Source organism: Ruegeria sp. BF8 (assembly GCF_056538625.1).
In genome coordinates this window covers 78094-92100 of record NZ_JBQFTL010000002.1, presented here as the reverse complement: position 1 = coordinate 92100, position 14007 = coordinate 78094, and the positions used below count along the sequence as shown (strand labels likewise).

Here is a 14007-nt window from a genome sequence, read left to right as displayed (position 1 = left end):
TTATATGCGTCTTCTTGTTGGTGGAACTTGCGAAAGACCGCGCCCCGATACAGATCGGGACGCGGCTGTGCAAGGCTAGCGCTTAGGAACCGGTCTTGCGGTACCAGTCAGCGATGTTCCACAGTTCGCTGTCCCACACGTTCAGGACGACACCGCCCAGAGTGTTTGCGTGGGCCGACAGACGACCACGGTGGACCAGCGGGATCATGCCGCCGTTCTGAACCATGATGTCGTTCAGCTGCTTCGCGATTTCGGCGCGCTGCTCCAGACCTGCGGTCTGCGCCAGTTGGGCGTGCAGCTTGTCGAACTCTTCGTTGCAGAAGCGGCTGATGTTCTCACCCTGCCACTGGGTCTCGGGACGCGGTGCCTTGTCGCACAGGCCGTTGCCCAGATAGCTTTGCGGGTCGGTGCCGTTGAAGGTGTTGGCGTACATCTCGACGTCAGCATAGAACTTCTGGAACGTGTCGGGCGAGCCCGGGTCACCACCGAAGAAGACCGAGGCGTTGATGTTGCGCAGTTCGGTTTCGATGCCGATCTGGCTCCACCATTCCTTGATCAGCGCCTGGAAGTCCTGACGGACGGCGTTGGTCGAGGTCTGATAGACGATCTTCAGCGGAACGCCATCCTTCTCGCGGACGCCGTCGCCGTCGGTGTCGACGATGCCGGCATCATCCAGCAGTTTCTTGGCGCCTTCGATATCCTGCGTGTCGCAGGTCATCGAGGTCGAGTTGAACGCAGCCGGAGCCGGCACCCAGTTGCAGGTCACTTTACCCGCCTGGCCATAGCCGATCTCAACCAGCAGCGGGCGGTCGATTGCCATCGACATAGCCTTGTAGACCGCCGGATCCTTCAGGAACGGGTGCGGGTGCTTGGCCGTCGAACGCTCGCCTTCCGGCAGTTCGGGCGACGGGTTGGTCTGGTTCAGCATGATGCGCTCGACCAGCGGGCCAAAGCCTGCCACCGGAGTGCCTTTGCCGCCTTCCTGCATCTGCGCGATCACTTCGGGCGCCAACTGCAGGTTCCAGGCATAGTCGAACTCGCCGGTTTCCATCACGGCGCGACCGGCCGCGGTCGCATCGCCGCCGCCCTTGAAGGTCACGGTTGCGAAGGCCGGTTTCGCCGGGTCACGATAGTTGTCGTTGGCCTTGAAGGTGATCACATCGTTCGGCTTGAACTCGGTGACGACAAACGGGCCGGTGCCGATCGGGTTGAAGTTCTGCTCGGTGCATTCCGGAGCTTTCGCGCCCATGCAGTTCGCGAACTGAGCGGCCTGAATGATCGGGCTTTCGCCGCCGACGAACGGACCGTAGGGGAACGGGGTCGGCTTGTCGAAAGTGACCTTGACGGTCAGATCATCCACAGCTTCGACGTTGGTGACGCCTTCGAACTTGGTCACCTGCGCACAGCCACCTTCGGGGTCCATGCAGTAATCGGCGGTGAATTTCACGTCGGCCGAGGTGAACGGCGTGCCATCCGACCAGGTGATCCCCGGGGCGATCTTCCACGTGATCGAAGTGAGGTCCTCGCTCACGCCGCCGTTTTCGACGGTCGGGATTTCGGCTGCCAGATACGGCACCATGTTGCCGTCCTGGTCGTAGCGGGCCAGAGGTTCGATCACCAGCGAGGCCGCTTCGACGTCTTTGGTGCCGCCCGACAGAAACGGGTTCAGGATCGAGGGTGCTTGCCAATAGATGATGCTGACGTTGCCGTCCGATCCGCGCTCGGCCATGGCCATCGGGGCCATCGCCGTGCTTGCAATCGCACCAAGCAAAAGGGTTTTGATTTTCATCATACACTCCTTGTTGGACACATTCGTGTCTCGATTTTCTCCGCAAGGCCTGCGGATTTGGCGTTGCCGTGCCGGGCTCAAGCCACTGAAACAAAAGACAATTGCGCAAATGTCTGCGCACTACGCCCAATTTCTCGGCACGGTTACGCGGGGTATCGAAACAGAGTTTGCAGAAATTGCAAGCCTTGCCGCAGCGAAACTGGCAATGCGTTTGACTTTTCCTGTCAGCCCGCCTTAGCGTTCGGCAATCAAAACACTCATGCAGCCAAGGGGAGCGCTCGCGTGCTGGATCAGCCTATCGCCCAGATCAGGGAACTTCGGGTCGAATTCCAAACCAAGGATGGGCCCGTCGTCGGGGTCGAGGACGTCTCGTTCGAGGTCCGTCCGGGCGAAACCGTCTGCATCGTGGGCGAATCGGGATCGGGCAAGTCCGTATCTTCGTTGTCATTGATGCGCCTTGTTGAATTCGGCGGGGGTGAAATCGCCGGCGGACAGTTGATTTTCGACCGTAACGACGGGACCGAGCTGGATCTGGCCAAGGCCGATCAGGACCTCATGAAGCAGATTCGCGGCAACGAAATCGGGATGATCTTTCAGGAACCGATGACTGCGCTGAACCCCGTTTTCACGGTCGGGCGACAACTGACCGAAGGGTTGCGGATTCACAAGGATATGTCCAAGTCCCAAGCCGAAGCACGCGCCTTGGAGCTGCTGAAACAGGTCCGCATCCCAGAACCCGAGCGGCGGCTCAAGCAGTATCCGCACGAATTGTCGGGCGGGATGCGCCAGCGGGTTGTGATCGCAATGGCCATGGCCTGCGAGCCGCGCCTGCTGATCGCCGATGAACCCACCACGGCTCTGGACGTGACGATCCAGGCCGAGATCCTCGCCTTGATGGACCGGCTGAAGCGTGAAACCGGCACGGCGGTCATGTTCATCACCCATGACATGGCCGTGGTCGCCCAGATGGCCGACAGGGTCGTCGTCATGTACCGCGGCAACAAGGTCGAAGAGGGCACCGTCACCGAGATTTTCGAGAATCCCCAGCATGACTACACCAAGGCTCTGCTGGCCGCGGTGCCCAAGCTGGGTGAGATGCGCGGAAAATCCGCCCCCGAGCCGATGAAGTTGCTGGGTGTCGAAGGTCAGAAGATCGCCCCGATTCCCGGAACCGAGGATGTATTGCTGTCAGTCCGGAACCTGACCACGCGGTTCCCGGTAAAAGGCGGGATCCTGCGTCGCACCATTTCGAATGTGCACGCGGTCGAAGATGTCTCGTTCACCCTGAACAGAGGGCAGACGCTGAGCCTCGTCGGCGAGTCGGGTTGTGGAAAATCCTCGGCCGGCCGCTCGATCCTGCGGTTGATCGAGCCCATGGCCGGTGAAATCAGTCTTGATGGTGTGGACATCATGAAGCTGGACCAGAAGGGCCTGCGCAAGGCCCGCCTGGACATGCAGATGATCTTTCAGGACCCATTCGCATCGCTGAACCCGCAGATGCAGTTGGTTGATCAGGTGGCCGAGCCGATGCGCAACTATGGCGTGGCGTCGGGGTCGGAACTGCAAGACCGGGTCGCACAGCTGTTCGACAAGGTGCACCTGCCACGCAGCTTCATGCGTCGATTCCCGCACGAAATGTCGGGTGGGCAACGGCAGCGAATTGCGATTGCCCGGGCGCTGGCCCTGAACCCGAAGCTGATCATTGCGGACGAAGCCGTTTCCGCGCTGGACGTTTCTGTTCAGGCGCAGGTTCTGAACCTGATGATGGAATTGCAGTCCGAACTTGGGCTGAGCTATCTGTTTATCAGCCACGACATGGCCGTGGTTGAGCGGGTCAGCCACCACGTGGGTGTGATGTATCTGGGCCGGATCGTCGAACTGGGCCCAAGGGCGCGTGTTTTCGAGAACCCACAGCACCCCTATACGCAGGCATTGATGAAGGCGGTTCCGATCGCCGATCCCAATCAGCGCAAAACGGAAAAAGATCTGAATTTCAAACCGATCCCGTCTCCAATTCACCCAATCGGCTATGAGCCTGCGCCTTCGGAATACCGCGAGGTCGAGCCGGGCCACTTCATCCTGACGACCGACAGCGGTTACTGACCCATATGTCACAGCGCCTGACTCCGCTTGAGATCATGACCAAGCTGATCTCGTTTCCCACCGTCAGCCGCGACAGCAACCTGCCGCTGGTCGACTGGGTCGAAGACTACCTGAACGGCCACGGAATCCGCGCTCATCGATGGCCGGATCCGGATCAGCCGCACAAGGCGGCCCTGTTTGCCCATGTCGGCCCTTGGGAGGAAGGCGCGGTCGTGCTTTCCGGTCACACGGATGTGGTGCCGGTGGACGGACAACCCTGGGACAGCGACCCGTTTGTCGTGACCGAACGGAACGGCAAGTATTTCGGACGTGGCACCTGTGACATGAAGGGCTTTGACGCCCTCGCCATCTGGGCGCTGGTCGAGGCGCAATACGCCGACGTCAAGCGCCCGCTGCAATTGGCGCTGAGTTTTGACGAGGAGGTCGGCTGCACCGGTGCGCCGCCCATGATCGTCGCCATGCAGGAGGTTCTGCCCAAGGGCTCGGCCGTGGTGGTGGGCGAGCCGTCGATGATGCAGGCCGTCACCGGCCACAAGGGCGGCTTCGGCTTTGATACCCACGTGGTTGGATACGAGGTGCACAGTTCGATCATGCATACCGGTGTCAATGCGATAATGTATGCCGCGCCGCTGATCGACTGGGCAAATGCCCAGAACGACATCAACATGGCGGCGGACCCCAGCGATATCGCGGCAGTCTTTGATCCTCCTTGGACAACCTGTCACGTGGGCATGATCAAGGGCGGCACTGCGCACAACATAACGGCCAAGGATTGCCGTTTCATGATGGATTTCCGGGTCGTCCCCGGCGAGCAGGCATCAGCTTGGAAAGAAGCCTATCTGGAACAGGTAAGAGTGGCGGAAAGGAAGATGCAGCAAGTGCATCCGGACGCCCATATCGAGGTGAAGGCCAGCTTTGCCGTTCCGGCTTTGGTCCCGGAAACCGATGGCGAAGCCGAGACACTGGTGCGTGCCCTTACGGGCGACAACGCTACCCATGTCGTCAGCTATGGCACCGAAGCCGGTCAGTTTCAGGAGGCCGGTTACTCAGCCGTGATCTGTGGGCCCGGAGATATCGCGCAGGCGCACCAGCCGAACGAATACATCACGATCGCTCAGTTCAACGCCGGCCATGACTTCATGCAGCGTCTGGTCTACAAACTGGCGGCGTGACCCAAAAGAGGCACTGGAAACTCAGGATTTCAGTCCGAAGCTCGGAGAGTAGAACATGCCGGTCAAAAACAGACTTGCCGAAATGCACGCCGAGATCACCAAGTGGCGGCGGCACCTGCATGCGCATCCCGAGTTGATGTACGACGTGCATGAAACCGCCCGCTTCGTTGTCGACCGGCTCAAGGCGTTCGGTGTCGATGAAATCACGCCGGGTATAGGTAAAACCGGTGTCGTGGCCGTGATCCGAGGGCGGACGGACACGCAGGGGCGGGTGATCGGGTTGCGTGCCGACATGGATGCCTTGCCGATCAACGAGGCGACCGGACTGGACTATGCCTCGACCGTGCCGGGCAAGATGCATGCCTGCGGGCATGACGGGCACACGTCGATCTTGCTCGGCGCTGCGCAATACCTTGCCGAGACGCGCAATTTCGATGGAACGGTGGTTCTGATCTTTCAACCGGCCGAAGAAGGCGGAGCCGGCGGTCTGGCCATGTGCCGCGATGGGCTTATGGATCGATGGGGCATTCAGGAAGTCTACGGCTTGCACAACATGCCCGGCCTGCCTGTCGGAGAGTTCGCAATCCGGCCCGGCGCGCTGCTGGCGTCGTCGGACGAGTTCGAGATTGTCGTGACCGGCAAAGGTGGCCATGCCGCCGCGCCGCATGAAGCCATCGACACAACCTTGGTGGCATCGCATATCGTGGTTGCGCTGCAATCGGTTGTATCCCGCACCGTTGATCCAATCCGACGGGTGGTGCTGACGGTGGGGACGTTTGAAACTGACAGCGTCGCCTCGAACGTGATTGCGCACACGGTCCGGCTGCAGGGCACGGTTCGCACACTGGACCCGGAATACCGTGGCATCGCCGAGGAGCGCGTGCGCCGGATCGCCGAAGACACAGCCTCGGCTTTTGGCGCCAAAGCCCGCGTGACCTGGACGCCCGGCTACCCGGTGACGGTGAATTCCGAGGCGGAAACGGCCTTCGCCGCCGAAGCCGCCGAGGCGGTGGCAGGCAAGGTCAATGACGCAACGGATCCGATCATGCCGTCGGAAGACTTCGCCTACATGCTTGAAGAACGGCCCGGAGCCTACATCTTCTTGGGGAACGGCGACACGGCCATGTGCCACCATCCCGAATACAATTTCGACGACCAGGCCATTCCGGCCGGATGCAGCTGGTTCGCCGAGCTCGTCGAACGACGAATGCCCATCGCCTGAAACAGGAAAGACAGTCATGCCGATCAAGAACCGTTTTGCCGAAATGCACCCCGAAATCACCGGTTGGCGGCGCGACATACATCAACACCCCGAAATTCTCTACGATACCCATCGGACCAGCGCATTGGTTGCGGAAAAACTGAAAGAGTTCGGTTGCGACGATGTCGTGACCGGAATTGGCCGGACCGGGGTGGTCGGCGTGATCAAGGGCAGGACCGACACCCAAGGCCGCGTGATCGGTCTGCGGGCCGATATGGATGCGCTGCCAATGCAAGAGCAGACGGGAGCGGAATATGCCTCCAAGACTGCGGGCGCCATGCATGCCTGCGGCCATGACGGTCACACTGCGATGGTTCTGGGCGCCGCCAAATATCTGGCCGAGACCCGAAACTTCGATGGGACCGCGATCGTGATCTTTCAGCCGGCCGAAGAAGGCGGCAACGGTGCGGAAGCCATGTGCCAGGACGGTTTGATGGACCGCTTCGGCATCCAGGAAGTCTATGCGATGCACAACGTTCCGGGCCTGCCGACCGGGCAGTTTGCCATTCGCTCCGGGCCTCTGCTGGCGGCGGCGGACGAGTTCGACATCCATATTGAAGGCCGCGGCGGTCATGCCGCCAAGCCGCAGGAAACCGTGGACACGACGGTCATGCTGTCGCAACTGATCGTGGCCCTGCAGACCATCGTTTCGCGCAACGCCGACCCAATCTTGCAGGCCGTTCTGTCGGTCACTGCGGTCGAGACCTCGTCGAATGCATTTAACGTGATCCCGCAATCGGCCCGCCTGCGTGGCACCGTCCGCACCCATTCGAACGAGATGCGCGACCTGATCGAACAGCGGCTGAATGAAGTTGTGCAAGGTGTCGCGGCGACCATAGGTGGCACCGCCACGGTGACCTACTCGCGCGGCGTTCCCGTCACGATCAACGCGGAAGAGCAGACTGGATATGCAGAATCCGCGGCAATTGCCGTGGGTGGCAGCTGTGCCGAGGCACCGATGGTGATGGGGGGTGAAGACTTCTCGTTCATGTTGCAGGAACGTCCCGGGGCCTTCATAGTCCTGGGAAATGGCGACAGCGCCGGGCTTCACCACCCCGAATACGATTTCAATGACGAGATCATTCCGATCGGATGCTCGTGGTTTGCTGAGATGGTCGAACGCCGGATGCCGGTGGCCTGAGATTTTTTTAAGGAGAGAAGACGAAGATGCCAGTGAAGAACCGCTTTGCCGAATTGCAGGATGAAATCACCGCCTGGCGGCGTGATATTCACGAGAATCCTGAAATTCTGTTCGATACGCATCGCACCAGCGCGCTGGTTGCGGAAAAGCTGAAAGAATTCGGCTGCGACGAGGTGGTCACGGGGATTGGCCGCACCGGAGTTGTCGGGGTGATCAAAGGCAAGTCCGACACCAAGGGGAAGGTGATCGGATTGCGGGCGGATATGGATGCTTTGCCGATCCACGAGGCGACGGGTTTGGACTATGCTTCGAAAACGCCGGGTGCGATGCATGCCTGCGGCCATGACGGCCACACCGCCATGCTGCTGGGGGCGGCCAAATACCTGTCCGAAACGCGCAATTTCGACGGAACCGTCGTTGTGATCTTCCAACCCGCCGAGGAGGGCGGCGGCGGCGGCCGCGAGATGTGCGAAGACAACCTGATGGAGCGTTGGGGCATTCAGGAAGTCTACGGAATGCACAATTGGCCCGGTAAGCCTGTGGGCAGCTTCTCGATCCGGCCGGGCGCGTTCTTCGCGGCGACTGACCAGTTCGATATCACGTTCGAAGGTCGCGGAGGTCATGCCGCCAAACCGCATGAAACCGTGGACACCACTGTCATGACAGCGCAGGCGGTTCTGGCGTTGCAGACCATCGCGTCGCGCAATGCCGATCCGATCGATCAGGTCGTTGTTTCGGTCACCTCGTTCGAGACCTCGTCGAAGGCGTTCAACGTGATCCCGCAGAAAGTGCAGATCAAGGGCACCGTGCGCACGATGAGCAAAGAGATGCGCGACCTTGCTGAGCAGCGCATCAACGAAATCTGCTCGGGCGTCGCCGCGACATTCGGCGGTACTGCCGATGTCACTTATATCCGGGGCTATCCGGTCATGATCAACAGCGACGAGCAGACCGAATTCGCCGCCGAGGTCGCCCGCTCGATCTCAGGGGCCTGCGAGGAGGCACCTTTGGTCATGGGCGGCGAAGACTTCGCCTACATGCTGGAAGAACGTCCCGGTGCCTATATCCTGGTCGGCAATGGCGACACGGCGATGGTCCACCATCCTGAATACAACTTCAACGACGAGGCGATCCCTGCCGGTTGCAGCTGGTGGGCCGAGATCGTCGAACAGCGGATGCCCGCAGCCTGACACCGTGGCGGGGGCGCAGGCCCCCGCTGCCGCTTGCGGTCAGTTGAGGCCCAGCTTGTCGCATAGCGTATCCACAACCGAATCCAGCTCCGATTTCTGGGTGTTCACGCAGGATTGCGCCGCCGCTTGCGCCGCTGACAGCGCCGATCTGTCCGACAGCCAGGGCTCGACCGCCTTGGCCAATTCCGGCGCCGAAGCGACTTCTACCGCGCCGCCGCTGTCCACCAGCGGGGCAAATGTCTCGGCGAAATTGTAGTAACCCGGCCCGGTGATCACCGCTGCGCCAGCCTGAGCCGGCTCGAACGGGTTGTGGCCGCCGATCTCTTTCAGCGACCCGCCCAGAAACACGATAGGGCACAAAGCGTACCACGTTCCGGTTTCGCCCAGCGTATCGGCCACATAGACCTGCGTGTCGTCGGTGATCGGCTGCCCGGCGCTGCGCAGAGCATGGCTTTGACCCGTGGCATCGATCAGGGCGCAGACCTCGGCCCGTCGTTCGGGGTGGCGGGGGATCAGCAGCAGCAGCAGGTCGGGCCAGCGATTCAGCAATTCGGCATGGGCGGCCAGAACGGTCTCCTCCTCGCCCGCATGGGTCGAGCTGGCGATCCAGACCGGCCGCGCGCCGATCTGCGCGCGGATCTGCGTCAGCGCGTCCTGATCCACCGGCAGCGGATCGGACATGGCCTTGAGGTTGGTTCCGGGCTGCACCAGATCGGCGGGTGCGCCCATGGCGATCAGGTTTGCGGCCGTGCGGTCGTTTTGCGTCAGGAACAGGCGGAACTGGCCTAGGACAAAGCGGGCGGTGTCGGGGCGCTTCTTCCACCCGGCCACCGATTTCTCGGACAGGCGTGCGTTCAGCAGGGCAAGGGGCGTCCCGCGCCGGGCGGTCTCGACGATCAGCCGTGGCCAGATCTCGCTTTCGACGAAGACACCGGCATCGGGCCGCCAGTGATCCAGAAACCGCGCCACCGGTCCGGCGCTGTCCAGAGGGGGGTATTGGTGACGGGTGCGCGGCGGCAGGCGTTTTTCCACCAGCGCCGCCGAGGTCGGGGTGCCAGAGGTGATCAGAAACTGCGCATCCTCAATCCGTTCGCTCATACGCTTGATCAGGCTCAGAACCGACAGGCTCTCGCCCACGCTGGCCGCATGGAACCAGATCAGCCGACCGTCGGGCCGGGGCTGGCTCGCATGGCCCAGCCGCTCGCGCTGACGAACCTCGGAAACACCCGCCGTCTGCAGCTTGGCGCGAACGGTGCGCCAGGCCAATGGCATGGCGATGGACGTCAACGCGCAGTACATACGGTACAGCGTCGTGGGTTGCCCCGACTGGTCTGCCATGTCAGCCGCCCGTGTGGCTCATGTGACGGCTCATCTGGCCATCGATCTTCTGGCGGGAATAGTCGAAATCATGGCCCTTGGGCTTGAGGGTAATCGCCGCGCGGATCGCCTGTTCCAGTGGCTCTTCACTGTTGGGGTGGTCGCGCAGAGGGGCGCGCAAGTCGGCCATGTCCTCTTGCCCCAGGCACATGTACAACTCGCCCGTGCAGGTCAGGCGTACCCGGTTGCAACTTTCACAGAAATTATGGCTGAGCGGCGTGATGAAGCCGATCTTCTGCCCGGTTTCCTCCAACCGGACATAGCGCGCCGGTCCGCCCGTGCGCTCGGCCAGATCGGTGACGGTATAGTGGTTTTCGTACTCGGCCCGCACGTCTTTCAGCGACCAGTACTGGTCCAGCCGGTCCTCGTTGCCGATGTCACCCATGGGCATGACCTCGATCCAGGTCAGGTCCATGTCGCGCTCGGCGCACCAGCGGGTGATCTTGGGGAGTTCGTCCTCGTTGAACCCTTTCAGGGCCACCGCGTTGATCTTGACGCGCAACCCGGCCTTCTGCGCGGCATCGATCCCGCCCAGGACCTGTTTCAAGCGACCCCAACGGGTGATCTGGGCGAATTTGTCCTCGTCCAGCGTGTCGAGCGAGACATTCACCCGCCGCACCCCGGCGGCATACAGGTCGTCGGCGAACCGGGCGAGTTGCGAGCCATTGGTGGTCAGCGTCAGCTCTTTCAGTGCGCCGCTGTCCAGATGCCGGGTCATCGAGTCGAAGAACCCCATGATCCCACGGCGCACAAGCGGCTCGCCCCCGGTGATCCGCAGCTTTTCCACGCCCAGTCGAATGAAGGTCGAACACATCCGGTCCAGTTCTTCCAGCGTCAGCAGCTCTTTCTTGGGCAGAAAGGTCATGTTTTCAGACATGCAGTAGACACAGCGGAAATCGCAGCGGTCCGTGACGGAGACGCGGAGATAGGTGATTGCGCGGGCAAACGGGTCGATCAACGGAGAAGTCATGCCCAATAGGTAAAGCGCACCGTGCCTTGCGACAAGTCAGAACTGCGCTTGAGGGGTGGAACGCGGGCGCGGGCAGGGGTAGGCTGGTTGCATGCGATACCTGTTTGTCATTATTCCTGCGTTTTTGACCGGCTGTGATGCGGTGCGGCAAAGCCTTGATCGCGCCCCGGATGCGGAACCTGCGCAGACGACAGAAACCGCCGCTGCGACCGAAGAGGTGGAAGCAACGCCTGTTGCGGCCGTGAACACCGGATGGGCCGGCGCCAAGACAACGATTGCCGGACTGGGCGATCCGAACAAGCCCGGACGCTGGCTTGAAACGCCGTTGGTCGAAACTGAGATCAATGGCCGGGTGGTCGTGCCCAAGACGGGCGCGCAGGCCTATATCACACTTGTACCGGCGCCCTCAGGCGGCAGCCGCCTGTCGGTTGAGGCGATGCGTGCGCTATTGGTGCCGTTTGACGAACTGGTTGAACTGGACGTTTATTCCAACTGATCTTTCAGGTACTTGCCGGCCTCTTTGCGGGCAAAAGGCTTCATCGCGTGACCGTGCGCGGCCAGAAACGCCCGCACCCGGTCGGGGTCATGTTTGGACAGGTCGCGCAGCCACCAGGCCACCGCCTTCTGGATGAACCAGTCGCGATCGGGGATATAGCCGGCGGCCCACCCCAGAATTCGGTCGCGGCGCTGAAGGTCTTCGGGCTTGGGGTGGTTCTGCTTGGTCCAGGGCAGGGTGGCCACCAGCGCGGCGCGTCGGGTCCACATGTGATCTGAGGTCGTCCAGCTTTCGACCTGATCCAGCCGCGAAGGATCGGCCCACAGGCGCTTTTGCATGGCCATGCTGGCATGATCGGCCACCGCCCAGGCGTCGAAATCGGGCAGCCAGCTTTGCAGCAGGTCCCAAACCGCCTGATCGGGACGGATGCGGGCCTGCGTCAGCAGCTTGGCGGCGGCCAGCCGCGCCTCGTGGATGTTGGTCTGCCACAGCTGATCGGCCAGCGCGACGCGGGCGTCCACGTCCATCTGCTGCCGCCAGATTCTGGTCAGATCATTCAGCACCGGGTTCGGTACCCCAAGATAGGGGCGGTCGATCTTGTGATAGGCCGCCATCTGGGCGGCCCGGTCGGGGTCGGCATGGGCGTTGATCTGGTCCAGAGGGCTGTCCGGCATGGCGGTTTACTCGACCGTGACGGATTTCGCCAGGTTGCGCGGCTGGTCCACATCGGTGCCCTTGGCGACCGCCGTGTGATAGGCCAGCAGCTGCGCGGGTACCGAATACAGGATCGGCGCGACCGAGGCGTGGGCATGCGGCATTCGGATCGTGCTCCAGACCCCGTCCTTGGCATCTGCGATCCCGTCGTCGTCCGAGACCAAAATGACCTTGCCCTTGCGTGCCATGACCTCTTGCATGTTCGACACGGTCTTGTCGAACACCGCGTCGCGCGGGGCCATCACCACCACGGGCATGTGCTTGTCGATCAGGGCGATGGGGCCGTGCTTCAGCTCGCCCGAGGCATAACCTTCGGCGTGTATATAGCTGATTTCCTTGAGTTTCAGCGCGCCTTCGAGAGCCAGCGGGTACATCAGGCCGCGCCCCAGGAACAGAACGTCGCGCGCCTCGGACAGGCGCTGCGCGGATTTCCGGATCGCCTCCTCCTGGTCCAGCGCGGCGTTCAGCAGCGTCGGCAAGCCGCGCAGCGCGGCGGCGTGATCGGCCAGCGCGTCATCGTCCAGCGTGCCCCGGTCGGCCGCGGCCTTGAGCGCCAGCATCAGCAGAACGCTCAGCTGGCAGGTGAAGGCCTTGGTCGAGGCCACGCCGATCTCGACCCCGGCATGGATGGGCAGCGCCACGTCGCTTTCGCGCGCGATAGAGCTTTCGGGGACATTGACCACCGACACGATCTTGTCGGCCTTGCCCTCGCAATAGCGCAGCGCGGCCAGGGTGTCGGCGGTTTCGCCCGACTGGCTGACGAACAGGGCCAGCGTGCGGTCGGAGATCGGCGGTTCGCGATAGCGGAACTCGCTGGCGATATCGACCTCGACGGGCATCCGGGCCAGTTGCTCGAACCAGTATTTGGCGGTCAGACAGGCATAGAAGGCCGTGCCGCAGGCCACCATGGTCAGGCGGTCCAGCTTGGAGAAATCAAGATTTGCGTCCGGCAGAACCACCCGGTCGCCGCCAGTGGGCAGGTACGAGCGGATCGCCTCGGCCACCACCACCGGCTGTTCGGCGATTTCCTTGGCCATGAAATGCTTGTGCCCGCCCTTATCGGTCCGGGTCTGATCCAGCTGGATCTTGCGGATCTCGCGATTGGCGACCTCGCCCGCCTCGTTGCGGATCTCGACCGAAGTGCGGGTGACCACGGCGCGGTCGCCTTCTTCCAGATAGGTGATCCGGTCGGTCAGCGGCGCCAGCGCGATGGCGTCCGAGCCGACGAACATCTCGCCATCCCCGTGCCCGATGGCCAGGGGCGAGCCCTTGCGGGCGGCGACGATCAGGTCATCCTCGCCATCGAACAAGAAGGCCAGCGCAAAGGCGCCTTGCAGCCGGTCGATGGTCTTGAAGGCGGCCTCGACCGGGCTCAGCCCCGATTTCATGTAGAATTCCGTCATCAACGCGACGGTTTCGGTGTCGGTCTCGGTCTGGAAATCGATGCCGTTCTCGGCCAGTTCGGCCCGCAACTCGCGATAGTTTTCGACAATGCCGTTGTGGACCACTGCAACGGGTCCGGCCTGATGCGGGTGCGCGTTGCTGACCGAGGGTACGCCATGGGTCGCCCACCGCGTATGCCCGATGCCCGACTTGCCGGGCAGGGGGTCATGCACCAGCAGGTCGCTGAGATTGACCAGCTTGCCTACCGCGCGCCGACGACCCAGCTTGCCGCCGTTTACGGTTGCGATGCCCGCACTGTCATAGCCGCGGTATTCCAGCCGCTTCAGCGCTTCGACCAGGATGGGCGCCGCTTCGTGCTTGCCCAATACGCCAACAATTCCACACATTTAC

Annotated in this window: 11 protein-coding genes; 6 read left to right on the top strand and 5 right to left on the bottom strand. The window is 62.1% G+C overall.

What is annotated here, in order from left to right; genetic code table 11:
• Positions 1-82 precede the first annotated feature (82 nt).
• Positions 83-1789, bottom strand: a complete 1707-nt coding sequence (locus tag ACR0LD_RS07990; protein WP_480636374.1) for a peptide ABC transporter substrate-binding protein — start codon at positions 1787-1789, stop codon at positions 83-85.
• A gap of 282 nt (positions 1790-2071) precedes the next feature.
• Here ACR0LD_RS07990 and ACR0LD_RS07985 point away from each other — a divergent pair, with 282 nt between their 5' ends.
• From ACR0LD_RS07985 to ACR0LD_RS07965, 5 genes are read left to right on the top strand one after another with little or no spacing between them, the layout of a single operon-like run.
• A complete protein-coding gene (locus ACR0LD_RS07985) occupies positions 2072-3892 on the top strand; it encodes an ABC transporter ATP-binding protein (protein WP_170450691.1) in 1821 nt (606 codons plus the stop codon).
• 5 nt (positions 3893-3897) lie between these two features.
• Positions 3898-5064 carry an acetylornithine deacetylase gene (argE, locus tag ACR0LD_RS07980; protein WP_480636372.1) on the top strand — a complete coding sequence of 389 codons (1167 nt, stop codon included), beginning with the start codon at positions 3898-3900 and terminating at the stop codon, positions 5062-5064.
• A 55-nt stretch (positions 5065-5119) separates the two neighbouring features.
• Positions 5120-6286 carry a M20 aminoacylase family protein gene (locus tag ACR0LD_RS07975; RefSeq protein WP_480636370.1) on the top strand — a complete coding sequence of 389 codons (1167 nt, stop codon included), beginning with the start codon at positions 5120-5122 and terminating at the stop codon, positions 6284-6286.
• A 16-nt stretch (positions 6287-6302) separates the two neighbouring features.
• Positions 6303-7466, top strand: coding sequence for a M20 aminoacylase family protein (locus ACR0LD_RS07970; protein ID WP_480636369.1), 1164 nt, complete (start codon positions 6303-6305; stop codon positions 7464-7466).
• A 26-nt stretch (positions 7467-7492) separates the two neighbouring features.
• Positions 7493-8656, top strand: coding sequence for a M20 aminoacylase family protein (locus ACR0LD_RS07965; RefSeq protein ID WP_170460620.1), 1164 nt, complete (start codon positions 7493-7495; stop codon positions 8654-8656).
• A 39-nt stretch (positions 8657-8695) separates the two neighbouring features.
• Here ACR0LD_RS07965 and ACR0LD_RS07960 read toward each other — a convergent pair whose 3' ends face one another.
• Both ACR0LD_RS07960 and moaA read right to left on the bottom strand, forming a co-directional pair.
• The gene (locus ACR0LD_RS07960) at positions 8696-9994 is read right to left on the bottom strand and encodes a 3-deoxy-D-manno-octulosonic acid transferase (protein ID WP_480636367.1); all 1299 of its coding nucleotides are present in this window, start codon (positions 9992-9994) and stop codon (positions 8696-8698) included.
• Between the two features lies 1 nt (position 9995).
• Positions 9996-11003, bottom strand: coding sequence for a GTP 3',8-cyclase MoaA (moaA, locus tag ACR0LD_RS07955; protein WP_480636365.1), 1008 nt, complete (start codon positions 11001-11003; stop codon positions 9996-9998).
• A gap of 91 nt (positions 11004-11094) precedes the next feature.
• On the opposite strand from moaA, the gene ACR0LD_RS07950 reads away from it, so the two are divergent.
• A complete protein-coding gene (locus ACR0LD_RS07950) occupies positions 11095-11499 on the top strand; it encodes a hypothetical protein (protein WP_170340364.1) in 405 nt (134 codons plus the stop codon).
• On the opposite strand, the gene ACR0LD_RS07945 is transcribed toward ACR0LD_RS07950, so the two are convergent.
• Both ACR0LD_RS07945 and glmS read right to left on the bottom strand, forming a co-directional pair.
• Positions 11487-12173, bottom strand: a complete 687-nt coding sequence (locus ACR0LD_RS07945; protein WP_480636363.1) for a DNA alkylation repair protein — start codon at positions 12171-12173, stop codon at positions 11487-11489. The genes ACR0LD_RS07950 and ACR0LD_RS07945 overlap by 13 nt on opposite strands.
• Positions 12174-12179: 6 nt before the next feature.
• Entirely contained in the window at positions 12180-14003 is a 1824-nt protein-coding gene (glmS, locus tag ACR0LD_RS07940; RefSeq protein ID WP_480636361.1) for a glutamine--fructose-6-phosphate transaminase (isomerizing), read from the bottom strand.
• Positions 14004-14007 lie beyond the last annotated feature (4 nt).